Origin of the sequence: Pseudomonas lurida (assembly GCF_013522705.1) — a bacterium.
Lineage (GTDB): Bacteria > Pseudomonadota > Gammaproteobacteria > Pseudomonadales > Pseudomonadaceae > Aquipseudomonas > Aquipseudomonas quebecensis.
Genome location: NZ_JAAMRE010000002.1, coordinates 52,244 through 78,637 on the forward strand (window position 1 = coordinate 52,244; position 26,394 = coordinate 78,637).

Annotated in this window: 19 protein-coding genes; 11 read left to right on the top strand and 8 right to left on the bottom strand. The window is 64.4% G+C overall.

The genetic code is table 11. The features are described from left to right. Positions 1–74: 74 nt before the first annotated feature. The 8 genes from tssH to tssA form a co-directional block, all read right to left on the bottom strand. On the bottom strand, positions 75–2,738 hold the full coding sequence (gene tssH, locus G7025_RS01885; protein ID WP_181076226.1) for a type VI secretion system ATPase TssH: 2,664 nt from the start codon (positions 2,736–2,738) through the stop codon (positions 75–77). After that, positions 2,731–3,774, bottom strand: a complete 1,044-nt coding sequence (gene tssG, locus G7025_RS01890) for a type VI secretion system baseplate subunit TssG (protein WP_181076228.1) — start codon at positions 3,772–3,774, stop codon at positions 2,731–2,733. Before tssG ends, tssH begins: the two co-directional genes overlap by 8 nt. Further along, on the bottom strand, positions 3,738–5,597 hold the full coding sequence (tssF, locus tag G7025_RS01895) for a type VI secretion system baseplate subunit TssF (protein WP_034101508.1): 1,860 nt from the start codon (positions 5,595–5,597) through the stop codon (positions 3,738–3,740). Before tssF ends, tssG begins: the two co-directional genes overlap by 37 nt. Continuing rightward, the gene (tssE, locus tag G7025_RS01900) at positions 5,594–6,109 is read right to left on the bottom strand and encodes a type VI secretion system baseplate subunit TssE (RefSeq protein WP_042945974.1); all 516 of its coding nucleotides are present in this window, start codon (positions 6,107–6,109) and stop codon (positions 5,594–5,596) included. The genes tssF and tssE overlap by 4 nt, the downstream gene beginning before the upstream one ends. A 90-nt stretch (positions 6,110–6,199) precedes the next feature. Continuing rightward, positions 6,200–6,688 carry an Hcp family type VI secretion system effector gene (locus tag G7025_RS01905; RefSeq protein ID WP_017526783.1) on the bottom strand — a complete coding sequence of 163 codons (489 nt, stop codon included), beginning with the start codon at positions 6,686–6,688 and terminating at the stop codon, positions 6,200–6,202. 171 nt (positions 6,689–6,859) lie between these two features. Continuing rightward, a complete protein-coding gene (tssC, locus tag G7025_RS01910) occupies positions 6,860–8,356 on the bottom strand; it encodes a type VI secretion system contractile sheath large subunit (protein WP_181076229.1) in 1,497 nt (498 codons plus the stop codon). Between the two features lie 2 nt (positions 8,357–8,358). Further along, entirely contained in the window at positions 8,359–8,865 is a 507-nt protein-coding gene (tssB, locus tag G7025_RS01915; protein WP_034101506.1) for a type VI secretion system contractile sheath small subunit, read from the bottom strand. Positions 8,866–8,919: 54 nt separating this feature from the next. Continuing rightward, positions 8,920–9,939, bottom strand: a complete 1,020-nt coding sequence (gene tssA, locus G7025_RS01920) for a type VI secretion system protein TssA (protein WP_181076231.1) — start codon at positions 9,937–9,939, stop codon at positions 8,920–8,922. A 394-nt stretch (positions 9,940–10,333) separates the two neighbouring features. Here tssA and tagH point away from each other — a divergent pair, with 394 nt between their 5' ends. The 11 genes from tagH to G7025_RS01975 are packed head-to-tail and all read left to right on the top strand — an operon-like array spanning position 10,334 to position 26,351. Then, positions 10,334–11,692, top strand: a complete 1,359-nt coding sequence (gene tagH, locus G7025_RS01925) for a type VI secretion system-associated FHA domain protein TagH (protein WP_181076233.1) — start codon at positions 10,334–10,336, stop codon at positions 11,690–11,692. A gap of 50 nt (positions 11,693–11,742) precedes the next feature. Next, positions 11,743–12,252 carry a type VI secretion system lipoprotein TssJ gene (gene tssJ, locus G7025_RS01930; protein WP_181076234.1) on the top strand — a complete coding sequence of 170 codons (510 nt, stop codon included), beginning with the start codon at positions 11,743–11,745 and terminating at the stop codon, positions 12,250–12,252. Between the two features lie 15 nt (positions 12,253–12,267). Further along, on the top strand, positions 12,268–13,602 hold the full coding sequence (tssK, locus tag G7025_RS01935) for a type VI secretion system baseplate subunit TssK (RefSeq protein WP_181076236.1): 1,335 nt from the start codon (positions 12,268–12,270) through the stop codon (positions 13,600–13,602). Between the two features lie 6 nt (positions 13,603–13,608). Further along, the gene (locus tag G7025_RS01940) at positions 13,609–14,898 is read left to right on the top strand and encodes a DotU family type VI secretion system protein (RefSeq protein WP_181076237.1); all 1,290 of its coding nucleotides are present in this window, start codon (positions 13,609–13,611) and stop codon (positions 14,896–14,898) included. Further along, on the top strand, positions 14,895–18,395 hold the full coding sequence (gene tssM, locus G7025_RS01945; RefSeq protein ID WP_181076239.1) for a type VI secretion system membrane subunit TssM: 3,501 nt from the start codon (positions 14,895–14,897) through the stop codon (positions 18,393–18,395). The genes G7025_RS01940 and tssM overlap by 4 nt, the downstream gene beginning before the upstream one ends. Beyond that, a complete protein-coding gene (gene tagF / locus G7025_RS01950) occupies positions 18,392–19,045 on the top strand; it encodes a type VI secretion system-associated protein TagF (protein ID WP_181076241.1) in 654 nt (217 codons plus the stop codon). Before tssM ends, tagF begins: the two co-directional genes overlap by 4 nt. Further along, on the top strand, positions 19,046–19,765 hold the full coding sequence (locus G7025_RS01955; RefSeq protein ID WP_181076242.1) for a PP2C family protein-serine/threonine phosphatase: 720 nt from the start codon (positions 19,046–19,048) through the stop codon (positions 19,763–19,765). Beyond that, entirely contained in the window at positions 19,762–22,758 is a 2,997-nt protein-coding gene (locus G7025_RS01960; protein ID WP_181076244.1) for a serine/threonine-protein kinase, read from the top strand. Before G7025_RS01955 ends, G7025_RS01960 begins: the two co-directional genes overlap by 4 nt. Beyond that, a complete protein-coding gene (locus G7025_RS01965) occupies positions 22,758–23,462 on the top strand; it encodes an ABC transporter ATP-binding protein (protein ID WP_181076575.1) in 705 nt (234 codons plus the stop codon). The genes G7025_RS01960 and G7025_RS01965 overlap by 1 nt, the downstream gene beginning before the upstream one ends. Continuing rightward, entirely contained in the window at positions 23,462–24,646 is a 1,185-nt protein-coding gene (locus G7025_RS01970) for an ABC transporter permease (protein WP_181076246.1), read from the top strand. Before G7025_RS01965 ends, G7025_RS01970 begins: the two co-directional genes overlap by 1 nt. Beyond that, positions 24,639–26,351: a formylglycine-generating enzyme family protein gene (locus tag G7025_RS01975; protein WP_181076247.1), complete on the top strand. Its 1,713-nt coding sequence runs from the start codon at positions 24,639–24,641 to the stop codon at positions 26,349–26,351. Before G7025_RS01970 ends, G7025_RS01975 begins: the two co-directional genes overlap by 8 nt. Positions 26,352–26,394: the final 43 nt, after the last annotated feature.

Below are 26,394 nucleotides of genomic sequence, written 5' to 3' on the forward strand. Positions count from 1 at the left end.
TAACTGAAGGAACCCAGTCCAAATGTGGGAGGGGGCTTGCCCCCTCCCACATTTAAACCTTATTTCAACAGTCGTTATTCGGCGTCGTTGAAGTCGTAGTGCAGCTCATTATCCCGACTGCTGATCCGCACCCCCGCCAGTGCCTTGCCTTCGAGCATGCGCGTGAGGAACTCACGGCTCATGTCCGGCAGCAGGCTGTTGGTGAGGATGGTGTCGATCATGCGTCCGCCGCTTTCGGTCTCGGTGCAGCGCGAGACGATCAGGTCGACCACCGCGTCGTCGTAGTCGAAGGCAACCTTGTGGGTATTCTCCACGCGCTTTTTGATGCGGTTCAGTTGCAGGCGGGTGATCGCCTTGAGCATTTCATCGCTCAGCGGGTAGTACGGAATGGTTACCAGACGGCCGAGCAAGGCAGGCGGGAAGATCTCCAGCAGCGGCTGGCGCAGGGCCTTGGCGATTTCTTCCGGCTCGGGGATGTTCGCCGGGTCTTTGCAGACCTGGGAAATCAACTCGGTACCGGCGTTGGTGGTCAGCAGGATCAAGGTGTTCTTAAAGTCGATCACACGGCCTTCGCCGTCTTCCATCACGCCCTTGTCGAACACCTGGAAGAAGATCTCATGCACGTCCGGGTGGGCTTTTTCCACCTCGTCCAGCAGCACTACGCTGTAGGGCTTGCGCCGTACCGCTTCGGTCAGCACGCCGCCTTCGCCGTAGCCGATGTAGCCCGGTGGCGCGCCCTTGAGGGTCGACACGGTGTGGGCTTCCTGGAACTCGCTCATGTTGATGGTGATCACATTCTGCTCGCCGCCATACATGGCTTCGGCCAGGGCCAGGGCGGTTTCGGTCTTGCCCACGCCGGAGGTGCCGGCCAGCATGAACACACCGATCGGCTTGCTCGGGTTGTCGAGGCCGGCGCGGGAGGTCTGGATGCGCTTGGCGATCATCTGCAAGGCATGGTCCTGGCCGATGATGCGTTTTTTCAGGTGCTGATCCAGGTTCAGCACGGTTTCCAATTCGTTGCGTGCCATGCGGCCCACCGGAATGCCCGTCCAGTCGGCGACCACCGAGGCTACGGCCTGGTAATCCACGGTCGGCAGGATCAACGGAGTTTCGCCTTGCAGCGCAGTGAGGCGTTGTTGCAAGTCGACCAATTGAGCGCGCAATTCGTCGTTGCCACTGTCCACCACCCCGGCCTTTTCACGCAGCGTTGCTCGGGTCGCGAGCAACTCATCCACCAGGGTTTTTTCTTCGGCCCAACGGCTTTCGAGAGCGGCCAGACGCTCACGTTCGGCGCTCAGCAAGGCTTCGCTGTTGCTCTGGCGCGCGCCGGTGTCGATGCCGATGGCGTGCTCGCGGGCGATGATCTGCAGCTCGGTTTCCAGGGCTTCGATGCGACGACGGCTGTCGTCCACTTCCGCCGGTACCGCGTGCAGGCTGATGGCGACGCGGGCGCAGGCGGTGTCCAGCAGGCTTACGGATTTGTCCGGCAACTGGCGCGCCGGAATGTAGCGGTGGGACAGCTTCACCGAGGCTTCCAGGGCTTCGTCGAGGATCTGCACCTGGTGGTGCTTCTCCATGGTCGAGGCCACGCCGCGCATCATCAGCAGCGCCTTGTCTTCCGACGGCTCGGCCACCTGCACCACCTGGAAGCGGCGGGTCAGGGCCGGGTCTTTCTCGATGTGCTTCTTGTACTCGGCCCAGGTGGTGGCGGCCACGGTGCGCAGGGTGCCGCGCGCCAATGCGGGTTTGAGCAGGTTGGCCGCGTCGCCCGTCCCGGCGGCGCCACCGGCACCCACCAGGGTGTGGGCTTCGTCGATGAACAGGATGATCGGCTTGGGCGAGGCCTGCACGTCTTCAATCACCTGGCGCAGGCGCTGTTCGAACTCGCCTTTCATGCTGGCGCCGGCTTGCAGCAGGCCCACATCCAGGCTGCGTAGTTCCACGTCCTTGAGCGCGGGCGGCACGTCACCGGCGACAATGCGCAGGGCGAAGCCTTCGACTACGGCGGTCTTGCCGACGCCGGCTTCACCGGTGAGGATCGGGTTGTTCTGGCGGCGACGCATGAGGATGTCGACCAACTGGCGAATTTCTTCGTCACGCCCCACGATCGGGTCGAGCTTGCCGCTGCGCGCCTGCTCGGTCAGGTCCACGGTAAAACGCTTGAGCGCTTCCTGCTTGCCCATTGCGCTGGGTGCCATGGCGCCGCTGGCTTCGCCTGGGACGGCTCCGGCGTTGAAACCGTCGCTGGCGGTCAGGGCGTTTTCCGGCGAGTCGCCGACGTATTCGTCAAAGCGCTCGCTCAGGGCCTCGGCCTTGATTTTGTCGAACTCGCCGGACAGGCCCAGCAACGCATGGCGCAGGCTCGGCGTCTTGAGAATGCCCAGCACCAGGTAACCGGTGCGCACCTGGCTTTCGCCGAACATCAGGCTGCCGTACACCCAGCCGCGTTCCACGGCTTCTTCCACGTGGGACGACAGGTCGGTGATCGAGGTCGAGCCGCGCGGCAGGCGGTCCAGGGCTTCGGTCAGGTCGCGGGCCAGGCGCGCCGGTTCGACGTTGAACTGGCGGATGATGCGGTGCAGGTCCGAGTCCTGCAGTTGCAGCAACTGGTGGAACCAGTGGGCCAGTTCCACGTAAGGATTGCCCCGCAACTTGCAGAACACGGTGGCGGCTTCGATGGCTTTGTAGGCCACGCTGTTGAGTTTGCCGAACAGTGCGGCGCGACTGATTTCACCCATGCTCTGGATTCCTTGAGGTGGTGGCTTGATCGGCGTAATGCCGGGCCAGGATTAGGTCGTTGGCGTCAACCGCAGGTTGGCCGAGCCACGTGTTGAAGCCCAGGCGGAACTGGCCGTTAAGCCGCAGCGCCGGGACTTCGGGTTGTTGCAGGACCAGGTTCAGGTCCCAGTCCAATTCGTGGCCCAGGTACTCGGCCACCCATGCCACCAGTTCGTTGAACGGCTGGTGGCCGGGCAGCATGCCCATGTAGTCATCGAGCGTGAGCGGGCCCAGGCGGATACGGAATTTATGCTGGCGGTCCCATACATGGCTGCCCAGGCACAGGTCCACGCCCAGCCGGGTGGCGTTGACGCCCACACGGCTGCGTTCGGGCAGTTCGAGCCATTGGCCGACGTATTCCTCGATCTCTACCGGCAGGCCGAAGTACTCGCTGAGGATGGCTTTCAGCCCGTCCGGATAGCGGGTCTGTGCCGACAGGTGGCCGCTGTAATGCAGCTTGGCCGTGTCGGGAATCAGCCCCTGGTTGAGCAGGCTCGGCATGCCGCGACCGCTCAAGGCGGCGAGGCGCGCGGACCAGTAGTCATCGTCCGGGCGGTCGTGGCTGACCGTCGGCCGCGCCTCGGCCCAGGCCCGGTAAAACAGGCTGAGCAGGCGATGGTGGAACACGTCCAGGAACGCTTTGCTGGTGCTGTCGGCGTTGTTGCGCTGACGCTCGCGCACGTATTCGGTGATGTGCAGCGGCAGCGGGCCGTTGGGGCCGCCGAGGCCGAAAAAGAACTGCTCCAGCCGCGCCGGCCGGCCATCGCCGCCCGGCGCCACCGAGGCCAGGGTTGCCGGGGCGAAGGTGCAGTCGGCCTGTTGCCCAAGGCGCAACGGGTCGTCCGCCAGACGCAGGGAATGGCCCAGGCGCGGCAGGTGCGGTGACTCGCATTCGATGCGTCGCAGGGCCTGGAAGAAATCGTATTCCCAGGGCTCCTGGTGCATCGCTTCCAGGGTACTCACAGGGTCGGACGACGTCCGGGCTTGGCTTTCCATCGCATGATCTCGCCGCGTTCGGTGGTACGGATCACCGTCTCGGTAAAGCTGTTGATCGACACGTAGCGTGCCAGGAAGCGCTCCAGTACCGCACCGAGCAGGAATACGCCGGTGCCACGAAACGCGTTTTCATCGAATTCCAGTGTAATTTCCAAGCCTCTGCCAAACACGATCGGGCCGGGCATCGGCAGGCGCCGGGTCACCGCTTTGCTGCTGACTTCGCGCAGGCCTTCGATCTGCAACTGCAGGGCGGCGTCGTTGCTGTCGCCATACAGGCGCAACAGTTCGCGTAAGGCGCCGGCGCCCTGGCCCTGTTCGCTCAGGGACAGGTAATTGAGCGACAGCTGGCTGATCAGGCGCCACGCCTTGGCGTCATGGGCATGGCTGGCACGCGGGCGGCTCGGGCCGGCAACGCAGCGCACGGCCAGTACCGGCGCGCTGTCGGCCAGGGTGAAGTCGGTCTTGCCGTTGCCCACGCTCATGAACAGCGGCAGGTCGCGGTTGGTGCACAGCGCGGTCACGCCGAGTTGGCGCAGGTCGTGGCGATACGGCGCTTGTTGGCTGTCCACCAGGCTGACGAAGGTCTCGCTGCCCACATACGTGGAGCGCGGGCCATTGCGGCGCTGGTCGCTGGAGAGCACGCGGGGCTCGCGCCGCACCGTGTAGTACGCCTTGTCACGGCCATAGCGCGATGGGTCGCGCACCGCATAAAACGGCAGGAACGGCTGCTCCGGCCCGGTGCCATGGCCGGTCAGGCCGGTGAGGGAATGCACCTCGAAATCCATCGGCCGGGTGCGGTCGGCGATCACGTGGTGTTCGTTGACGCGGTCGGACAAGTGAATACGGTCCAGGCGCTTGGGGAACAGGTTGATCGCCGGGGTGCAGAACGGCAGGAACTGCGCCGCGCCGACGCTGCCTTCCAGGCTCGGCTCGTGACGGTCAAACAGTACGATCAATTCCAGCTCCTGGCCGTCGCAGCGCTTGACCGCACGGCTCAGCTCGGCGAACTCCACGAACAGGAACCGCTGGGGCAGGGCGAAGTATTCCTGCAACAACCGATAACCCTGGAACGCTCGCGCCACTACCGGCATGGCCGCATCGGCGTCGTCGAACCCGCGTGAACGCAGTGCGTCCTGCGGTAGACGCTCGACCCAATCGCCACCGGGCTTGCGTGCGAATACCGCGCAGGCGTTGCCCAGCAGTTGTTCGTAAAGGCGGAACGGTTGCTCGTCGGCACCGCTGAGGTACAGCGGCAGGCTGTCCAGATCGAGGCTGTTGAACGGCAGTTCGGCGCCGGTGCGCAAGGTCAGGCGCAGACCGGCCTTGGCCTTCGGCTCGCTGGCGGCCAGGCGCCCGAGCACGGTGGCCGGGTTGCCGAAGTACTCGGCGTTGCTCACCTGCAGTGGCCACAGCGTTACCGGATGAGCGGTGCGGTACTCGCAGCAGGTCTGGGTCTCGCGGCCCAGGGCGGCGCGCAGGACGGTGTCGCGCGGCAACGGGAAACCACCGACCAGGGAACCTTCGTCGGGGTCGGTCTGCAACTGCACCACGGTCATCGACGGCGTCGGCGCCAGGTAGTGCGGGTAGGCGATTTCCAGCAGGTTGTGGGTGAACGTCGGGTACTCGGCGTCGAGCTTGAGCTGCACGCGGGCGGTGAGGTAGGCAAAGCCTTCGAGCAGGCGTTCGACGTACGGGTCGGCGCAGTCCATACCGGACAGGGTCAGCCGACTGGCGATCTTTGGGTATTCCTTGGCGAACTCGGCGGCGCTTTCGCGCACGTGGTGCAATTCCTGGTTGTACAGCTCCAGCAGGCGCGGGTTCATGGGCGCCTCCGCTGGTCGGCATTGACCACGCGTACATGGCCGGATTCCAGGTCCAGGTCGGTCTGCAGCAGCAGGCGCAACGGCACCGGTTGTGCCCACAGGTCGCCTTCGATTTCGAAACTCAGGGCGTTGTGGTTCATCTCGCCCTGGCCGACCCGGGCTTTGACGCGCAGGGTATGGCGCAGAATGCGCGGTTCGAATGTGGCGATAGCCTGATAAATCAGGGCCTCCAGCGCTTTGATATCCACGCTGGACACGCTGTTGCCCGCCAGCGCCGGCAGGCCGTAATTGACCACGGAGGTGCCGGCCGGGGTGTGCAGCGTTGCATCGGCGTCGAGCAACGACGTGGTGTTGAGCAGCCACGCCAGGTCGCGCAGCACCGAGGCTTTCAATTGAGTCAGGGACAGCACGCGTTTGTCGGCGCTTTCCTTGGGGTTGGTTGGGTCGTCGTCGGTCAGCCGATCCAGCAGGGACGGTTGCAGACGGTCGCGGGAAGCGATTTCAGTTACCACCAAAGCAGCTCCACGGACGGATTGCGAGAGGAACAAGATGCTGCATGTGAGGCTGTAGTGCCGTGGCGCGGGGCCACGGCACAAGGGCTATCAGCGCTTGGTGTTGGAACGGATGTTCCAGCCAAACTTCACCGCGCCGCCGTCTTTGGTGCCGTCGGCTTTCTGCGGCTGGTAGTCCACCATCACTTGGGCGAAGTTCAGGGTGACGTTCTCGGTCAGGCGGTCATCGGTGCCCGAACCGCCGGTGCTCAGCGACGTTACCAGCACTTCTTCCAGGTTGATCACCATGTACTCGACCTGGCTTTCACCACCGGCCTTGCGCACGGTCAGCTTGACCTTGTCGATGTGCTTGCCGCTGGCGCACAGCATCATCAGGTTTGGCGACGCCTTGTCGACGTACTTGGTCAGCGACAGGTCCTGGATGTTCACCTTGCCCGCGCCGCCGCCACCGCCAACGTGCATGTTGCCGGACTGGGACATGCCCCAGCTCCAGTTCAGCACGTCGATTTCGTCTTTGTGGGCCTTGTCCATGGACTCGCCCTTGATGTCGCCGATCTTGATGAAAATATCAACAGCCATGTTTTCTCCCTGTGTGGCTCTTGCCACTGAATTTGAGTGACTCCAAATGGGCAATGCTTTTGTGCGGGCGGGGCTTGCCCCCGATGCAGGCACCTCGGTGTGTCAGCCACACCCCGGTGATGCTATCGAGGGGCAAGCCCCCTCCCACAGAAGAGCCAGCTCATCCGTGGGTCAGGCGCTTTTCGCCGAAGGCAGCTTCGACACCAGACGCAACGACACGGTCAGCCCTTCGAGCTGGTAGTGCGGGCGTAGATAGAACTTGGAGTTGTAGTAACCCGGGTTGCCTTCTACTTCTTCGACGATCACTTCGGCGGCTGCCAATGGGTGCTGGGCCTTGGTGGTTTCGGTGGAGTGCGCCGGATCGCCGTCCACGTAGTTGAGGATCCAGTCCTGCAACCAGCGCTGCATCTCGTCCTTCTCTTTGAAGGAACCGATCTTGTCGCGCACGATGCACTTCAAGTAATGAGCGAAACGGCAAGTGGCGAACAGGTACGGCAGGCGCGCGGCCAGGTTGGCGTTGGCGGTGGCGTCCGGGTCGTCGTATTCGGCCGGTTTCTGCAACGATTGCGCGCCGATGAAGGCGGCGAAATCGGTGTTTTTCTTGTGCAGCAGCGGCATGAAACCGTTCTTCGCCAGTTCCGCTTCACGGCGGTCGCTGATGGCGATCTCGGTCGGGCACTTCATGTCCACGCCGCCGTCATCGGTCGGGAACGTGTGGGCCGGCAGGTTTTCCACTTCACCGCCAGATTCAATGCCACGGATGCGCGAGCACCAGCCGTAGTGTTTGAACGAACGGTTGATGTTCACCGCCATCGCGTAAGCGGCGTTGGCCCAGGTGTACTTGGAGCTGTCGGCGCCGTCGGTGTTTTCTTCGAACGCGAAGGCTTCCACCGGGTCGGTCTTGGCGCCGTACGGCAGGCGCGCCAGGAAGCGCGGCATGGTCAGGCCGATGTAGCGCGAGTCTTCCGATTCGCGCAGCGAACGCCAGCCGGCGTATTCCGGAGTGGTGAAGATCTTGGTCAGGTCGCGCGGGTTCGACAGTTCCTGCCACGAGCCCATGCCCATCACGGTCGGCGACGCCGCGGCGATGAACGGGGAGTGCATGGCCGCGCAGACTTTCGACAGCTCGCCGAGCAGTTCGACGTCGGGTGGCGACTGGTCGAAGTAGTAGTCGCCCACCAGGCAGCCGTATGGCTCGCCGCCGAACTGGCCGTATTCTTCTTCGTACATTTTCTTGAAGATCGGGCTCTGGTCCCACGCAGTGCCCTTGAATTTCTTCAGGGTCTTGTGCAGGTCCGGCTTGGAGATGTTGAGCACACGGATCTTGAGCTGCTCATCGGTCTCGGTGTTGTTGACCAGATAGTGCAGGCCACGCCAGGCGCTTTCCAGCTGCTGGAAGTCCGGGTGGTGGATGATCTGGTTGACCTGGGCGGTCAGCTTGGCATCGATCGCGGCGATGATCGATTCGATCGACTTGATCGCATCGTTGGACACCAGGTCGGTCTGCGCCAGGGCTTGTTCGGCCAAGGTGCGCACGGCGGTTTCTACGGCTTCGCGGGCACGTTCGGTCTTGGGTTTGAATTCCTGCATCAGCAGGGATGCGAACTCGCTGGTTTCTTCAGTAGCGCCCAGGCTCTGGACGCCTTCGCGTGCGGTGTTGTCGGTCATGATTACTGATCCCCTGCAGGCTTCGGCGCGCTGGCAAGTGCCTGAAGCAGTGCCGGGTCCTTGATTGCCTTCATGATGATTTCTTCAGCGCCGGTCTTGCCGTCCATGTAGGTCAGCAGGTTGGCCAACTGAGTGCGGGCTTCGAGCAGCTGGTTCAGCGCGTCGACCTTGCGGGCCACGGCGGCCGGGCTGAAGTCGTCCATGCTTTCGAAGGTCATGTCCAGGCTCAGGTTGCCTTCGCCGGTCAGTTCGTTCGGCACGTGGAATGCCACGCGCGGCTGCATGGCCTTGAGGCGGGAGTCGAAGTTGTCGACATCCACTTCAAGGAATTTGCGGTCGGCCACCGGCGCCAGAGGCTCGGCAGGCTTACCGGCGAGGTCGGCCATCACGCCCATCACGAAGGGCAGCTGGACCTTTTTCTCGGCGCCGTAGAGCTCGACGTCGTACTCGATCTGCACTCGAGGCGCGCGGTTGCGCGCGATGAATTTCTGAGAACTTTGCTTCGCCACGTTGCTGCTCCTGGTCGCTTGAGCGACGGTGTTGTTACTGCACAGCCGGGCGGTTTATTCGCCGTCCGGGCCACGCAGGTTTTCAAATTGGGACATGCCGTCGGGAATCAGGTTGCGCACGATTGCTTCGAAATCGGCATGGACCAGATTTTTGGCCCGGTTCAATAACACCGGCAGCGGGCTCGAAGGCTCGTGCCGGGTGTAGTACGCGAGGATCTTGTCGAGGCTGCGCAGCACGTCGTCGCGGCTGGCGATATCGCCGACCGGGCGTGGCGCCGCTGGGGCAGGGGCGAAGTCGGCCGAGGGGGCATTGTCTTCACTGACGGCCTCGGGTTCGCTGCTGCTGTCGGTGCCCGGCACCGCTTGATTGAGTATTTGCAGCGCTTGCTTGAGCGGCTGCTTCAACGCGCTGAGGTCCACGCCCTGGGCGGAGCCGACCTGCTCGTTGACCTGTTGTTCAATGGCTTCGCAGGCAGCCCGCGCGGCGCTCAAGGCCTCGCGGGTGGCTTGCAGGTGATCGGGGTCGCTGTCGAGGAACGCCGCGTTGAGTTGCTGGGCGCCCAGTTGTTCATCCGGGAAGTGCATCAGGCCGCTGGCGTTGAGCGCCGCGCGCAGGCTCACCGGGCCGAACGTGCGCGAGCGGGTGAGGATGCTTTCGCGCAGCAGGCGGATGGTTGCGTCGCTGGTCAGGCCGGCCAGTGCATTGATGCGCACGGTGGGGTCGTTATCGTCGTCGGCGTCCAGGCGCGGGTGCAGGTCGGCCCAGTATTGGCGCAACAACGCGTCGATCAGTGTGAGGACTTCGGCCAGCCCGGCCACGCCTTGCAGGGCCAGGGAACTTTGCAGCAGAAAGTGAGTGATGCGCAGGTCTTTGCTGCGCTGCAGCAAGTCGAGGCTCTGCTGCTGGATGCTGCGCCATTCCGGCGGTTCGGCGGGCAGGATGGCATCACCCATGCTGCGCTCGGGTTGCCCCTTGGCGTCACGCTCAAGCTGGAGAAAGTCCGCGTCATATTCCATGTCTTCGCCACACGGCGAGTTCGCGGAAACGGCGGCGAGCAGCAAAGGCACATCCACTGAAATCGATCTCCCTATCCGCCCGTTAAGATGACGGGCTATTCATGCATTAGTTGCGCAAGGAACTTTGCATGTTTTCTTGGTCATATAAGCACAGTGCTATTAATGTGCCATCATTGGTGTTCAAGAAGTTGTGCATTTTTGGTGTAGTACTTATGCCTTGTCAAGGTAAGCTATTCGCCCTCTGTGACAGATGTGCGGTGCTTAACAACCTGTGCGACTGACGGGTCGAAGCACGCACCGAGGCAGGATTTTTGTCATGCGGCCCAGTTAACATCAGCGATCATGCTGACAACAGCGGGTTGTAAAGGGTCGATTGCATGGCCCGATGGGATTTCCCGGGAATGTTCAGCCCGGGAATCGACTGCGCGCGAAGTATCAGCAAGGAGGCAAGATGTCGCTGTGTTTGACTATCACTAGTTATCACAAGATTACCCCCGGGCAGTGCCCCGAAAAGTCCATGAACCAGGGCTCGATGGCGATCGGCCGCAGCTCGGATAATGACTGGGTATTGCCCGACCCCGAGCGCCTCGTGTCTTCGCAACACTGCGTTATTCAATACAAAGACGGCCGTTATTATTTAACCGATAACAGCACCAACGGCGTGGAGTTGGTCAACGCCGGCATCCGCATGCGCCGCGGCAACAGCGAGCTGCTGCAGGATGGCGAACTGATCCGTATCGGCGATTACGAAATCCAGGCACGCATCGATTTCAGCGTGCAAGGCGTTGAAAGCCAGCCCTTTGCCGGTGAGTCGCCGAACAGTTTCGAAGCGCTGATGGGCGCCGTGGCCGGCCCCGTGACGCCCGCGCCGATGCCGCAGCCAGCGATCGCGCCGCAGTTCCAGGGTGCGTCGTCGATGGACACCCTGCCGGACCTGTTCGACTTCCTCAGCCCCACCGCCGTGCCGCCGCCGACCGTGGCCGATCATGTGCCCAGTGAACAACACGACTTCCGCCCGCCGACGCCGGTGAGCGTGCCGGTGCCCGAGGCGCCGGTGGCGTCCGGTTCAGTGATCCCCGAAGATTGGGACCTGCTCAGCGACGCGCCGCCGCCGATTATCAGCGCGCCGGCACCGACTCCATCGCCGCCACCGCCACCGCCACCGCCAGTGACGCCATCCGCGCCCATGCCCGAGGTGGCACCGCCGGTGGTCAATGCCGGGCAACCGGACCTGCTGCAAGCCTTCCTGCGCGGTGCCGGCCTCGACCAATTGCGCCTGGACAAGGCCGACGCCTGCGCGCAGATGGAAAGCATCGGTCGCAGCTACCGGCTGATGGTCGAAGGCTTGATCGACGTCCTGCGCGCCCGGGCCAGCCTCAAAGGCGAGTTCCGCATGCAGCAGACCATGATCCAGCCCGCTGAAAACAATCCGTTGAAGTTCGCACCGAATGCCGACGAAGCGTTACTGCTGCTGCTGCGTCACGGCAACCAGGCGTTTATGGCGCCCGATGTCGCGGTAAAGGAAAGTTTCGACGACCTGCGCGCCCACCAACTGGCGGTGATGGCCGGTGTGGAAGCGGCGATCAAACACCTGCTCAAGCGCTTCGAACCGGCGCAACTGGAAGAACGCATGGGCAAGCCCGGTGGGCTGTCGAGTATTTTCAACGGGTCACGCCAGGCCCAGTACTGGCAGCAGTTCACCGAGCTCTACGGCAATATTTCCCGTGAGGCCCAGGAAGACTTCCAGGACCTGTTCGGCCGCGAGTTCAGTCGGGCCTATGAAGAACACAGCGCACGACAGCGGCGCTGAACCGCACACACGGATTAACGGATAGCTAAGTACGTCATTGAGGACGCAGGATGATTCCCAGGTTTTTACTCGCAGTCGCCACCGCGCTTCTGCTGACGGCGTGTGCCAAAGACGCCGCCAAACCCGAAGCCGCCGCCGAGGCTGAAGCGGATACGGCTGCGGTCGAATTGCACTTTCACGCCATTGCCGGGCTCAACCCCGGCGCCAATGGCCAGGCCGCCCCGGTGCGCGTGCGGATTTTCGAACTGAAGAATGCCGCCACCTTTGCCCGCTCCGACTATTTCGCCCTGGCCGACCGTGCGCAATCGACCCTGGGCCTGGACTTGTTGGACCAGGACGAAGTGATGGTGCAGCCCGGTCAGCAACTGAGCATTCAGCGTGACCTCGACCCGTCGACGCGCCAGATCGGCTTGCTGGTGGGCTACCGCGAACTCGATCGCGCGCAGTGGCGCACGGTGATCAATGTGCCGGCGCGTCAATACACCGAATACCAGATCAGCCTCGATGTGCGCGCGGTGCGCGCCGACGTCGTGGTTACCCCATCCAGCCCTGCCCAATAAGCAATCGGAGCCCCCATGTCCTGGAACAATCGCGTGGTCTGGTCGGAAGGCATGTTCATCGGAACGCAGCACTTCCAGCAGCATGACCGTTACCTGGAAAACCTGATCGACGCCCGCAGCCGCCCGCTGTCCGCCGGTGCCTGGGGCTTTTCCGAGTTGCTGATCGACCAAGGCCTGTTGGCCCAGGGCAAGCTGGCCATCGTCTCGGCGCGGGGCCTGTTGCCTGACGGCACACCGTTCAATATTCCCCAGGACGACCTGGCGCCCAGCCCGCTGAACATCGATGACAACCTGCGCGACGGCCTGGTCTACCTGGCCTTGCCACTCAAGCGGGCCGGCGTGCGCGACACCGTCGACGAGGGCGAAGCCCTGGAAGCCGCGCGTTACGTGAGCCAGGTGCGCGAAGTACGCGATGACAACGCACCGTTCGAAAACCGCGCGCCGGTGGCCGTGGGTTCTCGGGCGCTGCGCCTGCTCACCGCCCAGGATGGCATCAGCGATTACGCCGCCATCGGTGTGGTACGCATCAAGGAAAAACGCGCCGACCGCGCGCTGGTGCTCGATGACAGCTACATCCCACCGGTGCTGGACGTGGCCGCGAGCAAACCGCTCACCGCGTTTCGCAGCGAATTGCTGGGCCTGCTGCACCAGCGTGGCGAGGCCCTGGCCGGCCGCGTGGTGGCCTCGGGCGCCGGCGGCGCCTCGGAGATCGCCGACTTCATGCTGCTGCAACTGGTCAACCGCGCCCAGCCGCTGATCCAGCATTTCAGCCAGTTGAGCCCGCTGCACCCGGAGCGTTTCTTCAGTGAACTGGTGGGCCTGGCCGGGGAGTTTTCCACGTTCTCCACCTCGGGCCGTCGTCCTCAGGAATACCCGCAATACCAGCACGACGATCTGGCCGTCAGCTTCGCCCCGGTAATGGCGGCATTGCGCGAAGCGTTGTCGATGCTGATTGACAGTAAAGCCACGCCAATCCCGATTGTGGAAAAAGCTTATGGCATCCACGTGGCAATGCTGGCCGACAAAACCCTGCTCGACAACGCCAGTTTCATCCTGGTGGTGCGTGCCGATGTACCCGGCGAAACCCTGCGCGCGCGCTTCGGCCAGCAGAGCAAGGTAGGGTCGGTTGAACACATCCGCGACATGGTCAACCTGCAGTTGCCGGGCATCGGTCTGGTGCCGTTGCCGGTGGCGCCACGCCAACTGCCGTATCACGCAGGCTCGACTTACTACGAGCTGGACCGGGGCAGCGAGCACTGGCAGCAACTGAGCAACTCCGGTGGTTTTGCTTTCCACATCGCCGGGCAGTTCCCGGGCTTGAACCTGGCCTTCTGGGCGATCCGAGGATAATCCGCGATGCATCCCAATGATGACGACCGCACCCAGTTCATGCCGCGCCCGGGGGGCCGTGCGCCGGAACCCGCGCGTGCAGAGCCCGCGCCTTTGTCAGTGCCGGCCGCGCCGATGCTCACCGGCAAGAGCCAGGGCCTCAACCCGCTGGAAAGCGCCGCCGGCCCGTTGCTGGCATTGCTGACGCGGCTGCGCAACACCATCGCCCACCCGGCGCCGGCCAGCCTGCGCGCGCAACTGTTGGCCTACCTGCGCCAGTTCGAAGAACGTGCCGAGGCCGCCGGCGTGGCGCGCAACGAAGTGCTGCTGGCGCGCTACGCGCTGTGCACCGCTCTGGATGAGGCGGTGTTGAGCACGCCGTGGGGCAGCACCAGCGAGTGGGGCAAGCAGAGCCTGTTGATCACCGTGCATAACGAAGCCTGGGGCGGCGAAAAAGTCTTCCAGTTGCTCGACCATTGCCTGCAAAGCCCACGGGAACGCTTGTACCTGCTGGAGCTGTTGTACCTGTGCATGTGCCTGGGTTTCGAAGGTCGCTACCGCGTGATGAACGACGGCCGCAGCCAGTTGGAAGCCCTGCGCGAACGCACCGCCGCGGCCATTCGCAGTGCCCGTGGCGAGCACGAGCGCGAGCTGTCGCCGCATTGGCGCGGTGTGACCGTGGCGCGAGATCGCCTGGCGCAATTCATGCCGCCGTGGATCGCCGTGGCCATCGGCCTGGCGCTGCTGCTGGCGCTGCTGTTCGTGTTGCGCATGCTGCTGGCGGCGCAGGCCGAACCGGTGTTCAAGAATATCCATGCCCTGGGCGAGATCCCGGTGCAGGCCATCGACCGTCCGGTGGCGCAGCCCAAGGTCATTGAGCGGCCGCGTCTGGCCGGCTTCCTGGCGGAAGACATCAAGGCCGGGCGCGTCGCGGTGGAAGACAAGGTCGACCGCTCCGTGGTGACCATTCGTGGCGACGAGTTGTTCGCGTCCGCCAGCTCCAGCATCGTCGATGACTACCAGCCGTTGATGCTGCGCATTGCCGACGCCGTGCGTAAGGTCAAGGGCCAGGTCCGCGTCACGGGCCACAGCGACAACCGTCCGATTGCCACGCTGCGCTTCCCGTCCAACTGGGCGTTGTCGGAAGCGCGGGCCAAGTCGGTGCTGGAGATTCTTGCCGCCAAGACCGGCCAGGCCGAACGCTTCAGTGCCGAGGGCAGAAGCGACACCGAGCCGCTGGCCACCAACAGCACAGCCGAAGGCCGCGCCCGCAATCGTCGGGTTGAAATCACCGTATTGGCGGAGGGCGTCGAGTGAAGGCGTTTTTCAGTTTCATGATTCGCTGGGTGATCCCGGTGCTGGGCCTGATCGCCCTGAGCCTGATCATCTGGTTTGTCGGGCCGCTGCTCGACGTGCTGGTGCCGGAAGGCCGCCGCTGGGCGTTGATCGTCCTGATGTTCGCGGTGTGGATCGCCTACCGCGTGTTCCGCATTATCCAGGCGCGCCGCCAGGCCGCCGAAGTGATGCGCAGCCTGGCGGCGGATACGCCGGTGGACCCCAACAGCGTGGCCACCGCCGAAGAACTCGCCACCCTGCGCCAGCGCATGGACGAGGCCCTGACGCTGCTCAAGAAAGCCAAACTGGGCGGCGACGAGCGGCGCAACCTCTACGAACTGCCGTGGTACGTGATCATCGGCCCACCGGGTTCGGGCAAGACCACCGCGCTGGTCAACTCCGGCCTGCACTTTCCGCTGGCCGCGCAGCTGGGCGCCGGTGCGGTGCGCGGTGTCGGCGGTACGCGTAACTGCGACTGGTGGTTCACCGACCAGGCCGTACTGCTCGACACCGCCGGTCGCTATACCACCCAGGACAGCAACTCCACGGTGGATAAAGCTGCGTGGCTGGGCTTTCTCGACCTGCTGAAAAAACAACGCTCGCGCCGCCCCATCGACGGCGCATTCATTGCGATCAGCCTCTCGGATCTGCTGCTCGGCACCGACGCCGAGCGCGCCGCCCACGCGGCGGCGATTCGCCTGCGGATCCAGGAGCTGTATACGCAATTGGGCGTGCGCTTTCCGATCTACCTGATGCTGACCAAGCTCGATCTGGTCCCCGGCTTCATGGAGTTCTTCGACAACCTGAGCAAGGAAGAGCGCGCCCAGGTGTGGGGCATGACCTTTGCCCTGGACGACGGTAAAAACAATGACAGCCCGCTGGCGCACCTGCAGAGCGAGTTCGCCGGACTCGAACAGCGTCTCAACGAGCGCCTGGTGGAACGTCTGCAACAAGAGCGCGACCCGGCGCGGCGCGACCTGATCTACGGCTTCCCGCAGCAATTCGGCGCCTTGAAGGATTGCCTGCAGAGTTTCCTTGAGGGCGTGTTTAAACCCAACGCCTTTGAAGAGCGTGTATTGCTGCGTGGCGTGTACTTCACCAGTGGCACCCAGGAAGGCAGCCCGATTGACCGCCTGATCGGCGCCATGGCCCAGAGCATGAACCTGGACCGCCAGCACCTGGCGCGCCAGAGCGGCACCGGGCGCAGTTATTTCATCGAAAAACTCTTTACCGCCGTGGCCTTTGCCGAGCGTGGGCTGGTGGGTGTGAACCCGAAAGTCGAACGCCGGCGCAAGTGGATTGCGCGCGGTGTACTCGCGGCCACCGTGGCTTTGGTGATCGTGGTCAGCAGCCTGTGGTGGGTGAGCTATCGCGCCAACCAGGCCTATATCGCCCAGGTCGACCAGAAGGTCGCGCCCTTGGGCCAGACCGTACAGAACCTCAGCCCGGCGCAGCGCGACGTGCTCGCGGTGCTGCCGCTGCTCAATGCGGTGAAAAACCTGGCGGGGGATTCGCCGAGTTGGTCCGAGGGCCTGGGGTTGTACCAGGGCGACATGCTCGAAGCCGAGTCCGCCAGCGTCTACCGCAAATTGTTGATCGCCGTATTCGCCCCGCGACTGGTGACGCGCATCGAGGAGCAACTGCACGGCGGCGGCAACTCCGACTTCCTCTACGAAGGCCTCAAGGCTTACCTGATGCTTGCCGACAGCGAGCATTACGACCCGGATTTCATCAAGGCGTGGATCGCCCTGGACTGGGACCGCAACCTGCCACGGGATCTGCCGGCCGATCAACGCCAGGCACTGGCCGGGCATTTGCAGGCCCTGTTCGAACGGCATCCGCCGAACGCACGCCTGGACCCACGCCTGATCGACGACCTGCGCCGCCAACTGCAACAGTTGCCGGTGGCGCAGCGTGTGTATGACCGGGTCAAACGCCAGAAACTGCCCGAAGGCATCCCGGACTTTCGCATCAACGAAGCCGCCGGGCGTGATGCCGCGCTGGTGTTCAGCCGCAAGAGCGGCAAGCCCCTGGGCGAGCCGTTGAGTGGGTTCTTTACCGCCAAGGGTTATCGTCAGGCGTTCCTGCTGAGCAGCCTGAACCAGACCGGCACGCTGGCCGAAGAACAGTGGGTGCTGGGCCGCGAGCAGGCCGATCAGCAGAACGTGGTGAGCCTGGCCGCCGATGTGCGCCGCCTGTATTTCCAGGACTACCAGCGCCAATGGGACGCCTTGCTCGCCGACATCGACTTTGTGCCGATCACCAGCGTGGCCCAGGCCGCCGATGTGCTGCGGGTGATTTCCGGGCCGACCTCGCCGCTGAAAAAGCTGCTGGTGGCGGTGGCCAAGGAAACCGACCTGCAAGCCGAAGAACGCCAATTGGCGGCCAAAGGCGCGCCGGTGGAAGGCGGCGTCGACAAGCTCAAGGAGCGCCTCGGCAGCTTGCTGGGTCAGGAGCAACCCACAACCAACGCGCCGGCGGCGACGGACGATCCGGTCACCGCGCACTTCGCCGAACTCAACAGCATCGTCAGTAAAAATGAAGGCGAGCCGGCGGCCATCGACGGCCTGTTGGCGGACATGAATGCGCTGTATGTGCAGGTCAGCGCCATGGTCGGCGCCAGTGGCGACGCGCTGCTCGGCGAGGCCAAGAACCAGGCAGCGGCTGCGGCTACGCGCGTCAGCCTGAATGCCGAACGCCAGCCGCCGCTGGTGCAGGGCATGGTCAAGTCGGTGGTCAACTCCACCACCAACAGCATGATGGGCGGGGTGCGTAACCAACTGAACGCGGCCTGGGTCAGCGAAGTGGTCAACGTGTATCGCCAGTCGCTGGCGGGGCGTTATCCGATGTCACCCGGCAGCGCGCGGGACGCCACGCTGGATGATTTCGGCCAGTTCTTCGGCGTCGGCGGGGTGATGGACAATTATTTCCGCAAATACCTGCAGCCCTACGTGGACACCTCCGCGCAAACCTGGCGCTGGCAGCCGGGCGCGGCGCAGAAACTGGGGATCGCGCCGGGCGTGCTGCAGACCTTCCAGCGCGCCGCGACGATTCGCGATGCGTTCTTCCGCTCCGGGGGCACCCAACCGATTGTGCGTTTCGAGCTTAAGCCGGTGTCGATGGACCCAAGCATCACCCAGTTCCTGCTCGACCTGGACGGCCAGCAACTGAGCTACGACCATGGCCCGAGTCGTCCGGTGGCGATGCAATGGCCGAACCCCGGCAGTATTGGCGTGGTGCGTATCTCCATCATGCCGCCGTCGGCCAGTGGCCGTTCCGGCGTAACCCTCGACGGCCCGTGGGCCTGGTTCCGCCTGCTGGAACAGTCGGACCTGACCCCCGGCAACTCACCGGACCGTTTCAACCTGCGCCTGCGCGTCGATGGCGCGAGTATCGCTTACGAGCTGCGCGCCAACAGTGCCTTCAACCCGTTCAAGAGTCGCGTGCTCAGCGGCTTCAGCCTGCCGGAGCGGCTATGACGACGTTGGGCTTCTACGGCAAATTGGCCAGCCGTGGCGATTTCGTCAGCCGCGCCTTGCCCCAGAGCTTTATCGGCCCGTGGGACAGCTGGCTGGCGGCGGGGTTGCTCGCCAGCCAGAACAGCCTGGGCGCTGGCTGGCTCAATGCGTACCTGGTCAGCCCGCTGTGGCGTTTTGTGCTGGCGCCGGGCGTCTGCGGGCCGGACGCGGCCGCAGGGGTAGTGATGCCGAGCATCGACCGGGTCGGGCGGTACTTCCCGCTGGCGGTGGTGGCGCTGCTGGATCACAACACCAACCCCGCCTCGCTGGTGGGCGGGCCGGACGCCTGGTTCGAGCAGGTCGAAGCGTTGCTGCTGGGTACCCTGGACAGCGGCGCGACCTTTGAAGGCTTCAACGAGGGGCTCGACCGTCTGGGTGTGCCGACCGCCGAGCCGCGCGCCCTCGACGGCCGTTTCGCCGGTCTGCAGCGCGTCGTCGCGACCGAGCCCCAAGGCCGCCTGGCCGCGCTGGCCGAACAGGCATGCGAAGGCGCCAGCCTGTGGTGGGGGCGCGGCTCGCAACAGATTTCTCCTGGTTTATTGCGGTGTCAGGGCCTGCCTGCCGCCAGCGATTTTGCGCAGTTTTTGCTCGGACAAGAAGGTGTGGTGTAGATGGGGTCGACGTACAAATCCGCGAGCAAAAGCCATGTGGGCATGGTGCGGCAGGTCAATGAAGATGCGTGCCTGGACCTGCCGGAGAACCGCCTGTGGGTGGTGGCCGATGGCATGGGCGGGCATGCGGCGGGCGATTACGTCAGCAGCCTGATCGTCGACAGCCTGCGCAACGTGCCGCTGGGTCGCTCGCTGGATGAATACACGGCGGCGCTGCGCAACGACCTGGTCCGTATCAACGCCGCCGTGCGCGAGGAAACCGCCAACCGTGGCGTGACCATGATGGGCAGCACGGTGGTGGTTTTCGCTGCCCGTGGCCTGCGCGGCGTGTGCCTGTGGGCCGGCGACAGTCGCCTGTATCGCCTGCGCGACGGCGTGCTCGAAGGCATTTCCCGCGACCACAGCTACGTGCAGGACCTGCAAGACAGCGGTTTGCTCAGCGAAGCCGACGCTCGTGTGCACCCGCGCGCCAACATCGTCACCCGCGCCATCGGTGTGGAGGCGCACCTGGACCTGGCGGTGGTCGACTTGTTGATCGCCCCCGGCGACACTTACCTGCTGTGCAGCGACGGCCTCAACAAAACCGTCGAAGACCATGAGATCCGCGAAGTGCTGGGCCATGACGCGCCGGATGAAATCGTGCGCAGCCTGGTGCATCTGGGCCTCAACCGAGGCGCGCCGGATAACATCACCGCCATTGTCGTGAAGGTATCGGCATGAACATCCTGATTCCGGGTTATGACATCGAAGGCGAGATCGGCGAAGGCGCCATGGCCAATGTGTATCTTGCCACCCAGCGTTCACTGGAGCGCAAGGTGGCGTTGAAGGTGATGGCGGCGGCCCTGGCGGCCGACCCGAGTTTCTGCGAGCGCTTCCTGCGCGAGGGCAAGACCCTGGCGCGCCTTTCGCACCCGCACACCGTGACCATCCATGACATCGGCAATGTCGGTGAGCTGTACTACATGGCCATGGAATACCTGCCCAACGGCACGCTCAAGGAGCGCATCGCCGCCGGCATGACGCCGGAGCAGGGCGTGACGTTGATCCGCCAGATCGCCTCGGCGTTGGGTTACGCCCATGCCCAGGGCCTGGTGCACCGTGACGTCAAGCCGGCGAACATCCTGTTCCGCGCCGACGGCACGGCGGTGTTGTCCGACTTCGGCATCGCCAAATCCCTTGACGACCGCACCCAGTTCACCCAGGCCGGTTTCGCCGTGGGCACCCCGAGCTACATGAGCCCCGAGCAGGCACGCGGGCAGGAGATCGACGGGCGCGCCGACCTCTACGCCCTGGGCGTGGTGCTGTATGAAATCCTGGTGGGCGAGCTGCCGTATAACGGCACCGATGCGCTCTCCACCGCCCTGGCGCACCTGACCGAACCGTTGCCGGAGTTGCCGGTGCACCACGGCCGTTATCAAGCGGTGTTGCGCAAACTGTTGGCCAAGGACCCCGCCGATCGCTTCCCGGATGCGGCGGCGTTGCTGCTGGCGCTGGATCAACTGCCGGCCGATTCGCCGGAGGCGACCCTGGTGCGCCCGGCGCCGCTGCCGCTCAGTTTCGATCTGGCGGGGATCACGCCGCAATCCATCGAAATCCCCACCGACAAGCCCCAGCCCGCGCCGCCTCCGGTGCGTCAGCCGGTGGTCACGCCAACCCAGCACGGCGAGCAGCGGCGTGGACCGGTGCTGGCCTTGGCGGCCGTGGCGGTCGCGGTGGCATTGGCCATCGGCGGGGGCAGTTACTGGTGGATGAGTCGCAGCGATACGCCAGCGGCCGCGCCCACCGCCAGCCTGCCGAAACCGCCAGCGACGCCGACCGCGCCGCCAGAGGCGAAACCGGCAGTGGCCGAAGCGGACGGCGGCGGCCGCCCGTTGCTGATGGCGGGCAAGAAAACCCTGTTCCAGCGCGTGCTGAGCAAGCCTGGCGCGAAACTCTCCAGCGATGCCGGCGGTGCACCGGGTAAAACGCTGCCGGCGTTCTCCGTGCTCTACGTGTACCAGCGTAAAGACATCGACGGCCAACCGTGGGTGCGCGTCGGCGCCGCCACCGATGGTCGCAGCGACGGGTGGTTACCGGCTGCCCAGGTCAGCGACTGGAAGCAGAGCCTGGTGCTCAAGTTCACCGAACGCTCGGGCCGTGCGCCGGTGATGTTCCTGCGTCAATCCGGCGAAGTCGAGAAGTTGCTCGCCGACCCCGCCGCCGCCAAAGGCGTGCTGGTCAAGGCGCAGAAAAACCGCGAAGACAACGGCCAGGTGCTGGCCCTGGAACCGTCCGCCAGCGCCGTGCCGCAGAACCAGTTCTACCTGCTGCCGATCTTCGATTCCAAAGAGAGTTTCGACGAAAACGGCCAGCCGGTGCAGTTGCTTAACGTGGCCTCCATCGACCCAGGCAACAGCCCGGTGGCCAAGCCGTCGACGCCGGTGCTCAACGCCAACGCCGATGCATTTCGCACCGCCGTGGTACTGGTGGTGGACACCACCGTGTCGATGCAGCCCTATATCGACCAGGTCCGCGACGTGGTGCACGAACTGCAAACCCGTATCGCCGAACGCGGCGAGCTGGACAGCGTCAGCTTCGGGCTGGTGGGTTTTCGCAACAGCATCAAGAAAACGCCCGGCCTGGAATACGTGGCCAAGACCCTGATCACCCTCGACCAGGGCCGCGACCCGCAGCGTTTTCTCGACATGGCGCGCCAGGTCAAGGCCTCGACGGTTTCCAGCCATTCGTTCAACGAGGACGCGTTTGCCGGGGTGATGCAGGCGGTCGAAGGCATGGACTGGTCCGGCTACGGTGGCCGCATCATCCTGTTGGTAACCGACGCCGGCGCGCTGCGCAAGAACGACCCGTTCGCCGCCACCCAGATGAACGAAGCCGAAGTGCGCCAGGCCGCGTTGGGCAAGCAGATCAAAATCTACGCCCTGCACCTGCGCACCGACGCCGGCAAGAAAACCCACGCCGGCGCCGAAAGCCAGTACCGCATCCTTACCGCCGACGCCAACCCACAGATCGGCGACCTTTACACACCGGTGCCCGGCGGCGATGTGCGCAAGCTGGGCGAGCGTGTGGATGAGATCGGCACGGTGTTCGCCAACCTCGTGCACCAAGTGCGCAGCAATACGCCGCAAGCGGTGCCGACACTCAGCGCCGCGCCGAGCCTGGCGGACAAATCCGCGGCGGTCGGTTATGCGATGCACATGGACTTTCTCGGCCGCAAAACCGCGAGCCAGGCGCCGCAACTGGTCAGCGCCTGGACCGCCGACCGCGACCTGACCAACCCGGCGCTGCCGGCGTTCCAGGTGTGCGTGATGCTGACCAAACTGCAGCTCAACGACCTGCAGCAATCGCTGAAACTGATCGTCGACGCGGCGCGCAAAACCCAGACCTCGCCCAAGGACTTCTTCCAGGAAATCGCCAGTGCGTCGGCTTATATGAGCCGCGACCCGCAGGCCCTGCGCAAGGGCGGCAATCTGGCCGACGGCGGCATCCTCGGCGAATACCTGGAAGGCCTGCCGTACCGCAGCAAGTCGCTGAACATGACCCAGGATTTGTGGTTGTCATTGAGCGTGGCCGAGCAGGAAGACTTCATCGACGAGCTGGATTCGAAAATCCGCCTCTACGAAACCTTCCACAACGACGTGGCCAACTGGGTCCGCTTTGGCGATGCCGAGCCGGGTGATGCGTTGTACCGCGTGCCATTGTCGACGCTGCCGTGATGCTGAACCTGAGCGCGGTGCACAAGAGCCGGGGCGCCGGCAGCCAGCGCTACAGCCTGGTGATTCCGGCACTGCACCTGCGCGCGGGCGAGCAAGTGGCGATTGTCGGGCCCAGCGGCTGCGGCAAAAGCACCTTGCTGGACCTGCTCGCACTGGTGCTGGCGCCGGATCAGGTGGGCCGGTTTGAGTTCAATCAGCAGGATATCGCCGGGTTGTGGCGCGCCGATCAGCAATCGGCCCTGGCACGGTTGCGCAGTCAGCACCTGGGTTATGTACTGCAGACCGGTGGGCTGCTGGGGTTCCTGGATGTGCGCGGCAATATCGCGTTGTCCCGCCAACTGCTCGGCCTGAAGGACGACGGCAGCGTGGCGCGCCTGGCCGAACACTTGGAGATCAGCGATCAGTTGGCCAAGAAACCCTCGGCATTGTCGGTGGGCCAGCGCCAGCGCGTCAGTTGCGCCCGGGCCCTGGCCCACGCGCCGCAACTGGTATTGGCGGATGAGCCCACGGCGTCTCTCGACCCGCTGAATGCCGAGCGGGTCATGCAAGCGTTGCTGGCCCAGGCCCGCGAACACCGTGCCGCCTGTGTGATCGCCACCCACGATGAGCCCCTGGCGCGCGCCAGTGGCTTGCAGGTGCGGCGTATTCGTTGCCGGCGCGACAGCGACGGCGGCGTCACGGCCACGCTGGGGGAGGCCGGCTGATGCGCTTTCCTTTGGTGGCGTCGCTCGCCTGGCAGGACTACCGCAACGACACCTGGCTGTCGGCCTGCTCGGTGCTGGCGCTGGTGGCGGTGATCGCGCCGTTGCTGGTGTTGTTCGGCCTGAAATTCGGACTGGTCAGCAGTTTGACCCAACGTTTGGAGACGGACCCGGCCACCCGTGAAATTATTCCGCTGGGCGGTGGTCGATTCAGCAGCGAGTTTATCGAGCAACTGGGTCAACGGCCGGACGTGGCGTTCGCCATCCCGCGTACGCGGCAGATTGCGGCGACGGCGCAGGTGGGCACTTTGGTGCTGGAGATGCTGCCGACCGCGCCGGGCGATCCCCTGCTCGGCGGCTTGCCGGTGCCTCGGGGGCTGGAGCAGATCGTCCTGAGCCACACCGCCGCCGAGAAACTTGCGGCGCGGCCCGGTGACTGGCTGGAGACCAGTTTCGCGCGGCAAGTGGCCGGGCGTGTCGAGGCCCGCCATACACGGCTGCAGGTGCTGGCGGTGTTGCCCCTGGAGGCGTTTGCCCGCGACGGATTGTTCGCCGGGCTGGGCCTGCTCGAGGCGGCGGAAGATTATCGCGACGGCCGGGCGGTGCCGGCGCTGGGATGGGAGGGCGAGGCCGTGGGCACGAATGAGCAGCGCGTCTACCCGGCGTTTCGTTTGTATGCGCGTAGCCTCAACGACGTGGAACCGTTACGGGTGTTTTTTGCCAGACAGAACATGCTGGTGTCGACCCAGGCATTGAACATTGCTCAGGTGCAATCTCTGAGTCGTAACCTGTCCATCGTGTTCTGGATCATCGCCGGGTTGGCCTTGGCCGGGGCGTTTGCGGCGATCTTTGCCGGCGCCCTGGCCGCTGTGGCGCGCAAGCGACGGGAGTTGTCGGTGCTGCGCCTGCTGGGTTTTTCCACCGGCGCGCTGTTGCTGTTTGTAGTGCTGCAGGCGCTGTACAGCGCAAGCCTTGCCGCCGTGCTCAGCGCCGGGTTATATGGCCTGGCCGAGGCGGGGTTGAATCAATTATTCGTGCAGGTGCCGGGCGAACACGCCAGCCGCCTGCTGGCGCATCACTATGGCCTGGCCCTGGTTGCCGTGCTCGGCATCAGCGCCGTGGCGGCGGCGTGTGGCGGTTGGCGCGTGGCGCGTATCCAGGCTTCTGAAGGGATCAGAGATGTATAAGTTATTGGGCGCCTGTGTGGCGCTGAGCCTGGCCTCGCTGGCCTGGGCCGATGAAGCCAGCGACAAACTCGACAACCCCAAACCGTTGCCGGATGACGTGAGCCTGCCGCTGCCGTGCGAAGGCAATATGGTCTTCCGCTACGCCTATGTGCTGGCCCAAGGCACTCTGGACGACCGCGAGATCAGCCTTGGCTATCCGTTCAGTGAAGGCGAAGCGGGTTATCAACAGTCGTTTATTTCCGGCTACCGTCGCGACTTTATCAACGGTCAGTTCACCCTCAAGGACCTGCCCAAGGACTGGAGCAAGGTCATCACGCCGTTGATGCCCAAGACCGACGCCAAGACGCCGCTCAAGCCGATGCTGTACTTCATCGGCAAGTACGAAGTGACGGCGCGCCAGTACGCCCAGGTGATGGCCCAGGCGCAATCCCTGGCCAGCGGCGAACCGGCTCCGGCCTGTGATGCGCCGACCGGCATGGCCGCGCGTTTGCCCAAGGTGAAGTTATCGAGGTTCGAGGCCGAACGGTTCTCGGCGGTCTACAGCGCCTGGCTGCTCAAATATCACCGCGATGCGCTGCCGGTCAGTGGTCGCGGTTCGTCCGAGGATGATGGCGGTGTAGGATTTGTGCGCCTGCCCACCGAAGTGGAGTGGGAATTTGCCGCCCGTGGCGCCCAGGCCGTGAGCCGGCAGGACCTGGAAGGCCGCCTGTTCCCGCGCCGCGCCGAAGGCAGCGACAGTGACGGCCCGCTGGGCGACTACGCCGTCTTCAACCAAGTGGCCGGCGGTACCGGCCAGGCGGCGCGGTTGATGCCCATCGGCACCAAACTGCCCAACCCGATCGGCATGTTCGATGTGATTGGCAACGCTGCGGAAATGGTCCAGGAATCCTTCCAACTGGTCCACGCCGGGCGCCGCCAGGGCACTTACGGCGGGTTTGTGGTCAAGGGCGGCAACTACCTGGAAGGCGAGGGCACGTTGTTCACCGGCATGCGCCGCGAGTATCCGTTGTTCGCCGCCGATGGCACCGAGCAAAGCAACGAGACCACCGGTTTCCGCGTGGCGATTGGTGCACTGTCGGCGCCGCGTTCGCGCTACAAGGAGCTGTTTGCGCAGTGGCAGAAAGAAGGCCGCCTGGCTTCGCTGACCGACGCCATCGACGACGCTCAGGACCCGACCAAGCGCCTGGACAGCATCATCGCCGCCAGCGTCGACCCCAAGTTGCAAGCCGAATTGGGGCTGGTCAACGAGGAGCTCAAGCGCAACGTGTCGCTGATCGCCCAGCAACGCGAAGAGGCGGCGGGTAATCTGATCCAGTCGGCGGCCCTGGTGGCCGAGACCATCAGTAACTACAACATTCGTTTGATGAACCTGCAGAAGAGTCGTCAGCAGGCCGTCGACGCCAAGGACGACGCCAGTGCGCAGCTGTTCGCCACGGCCATCGATAACGGCCGCAGCGCGCTCGATGGCGCAGTGGCGATCTATATTGACAACCTGGCCACCGGCACGCGCTATACCGATGCGGTGATCCAGGCGCAGTTTCAAAGGATCAAGGAAGAGTTGGATCGCAAGCCGGTGCTCGGTAAGAGCCTGGTGACGCGCGCAACACTGTTCGTTCGCCATGTCGGCAACTACCGCAAGCAACAGCGGGCCGACCCGGCAACGATCTTGAAGGAATTGCTCGCAGCGAGCGGTCAGCGGTCTTGATCGTTGGCTGTATGGCGAGCTTGGAAGGGACTCAGGCGGCATG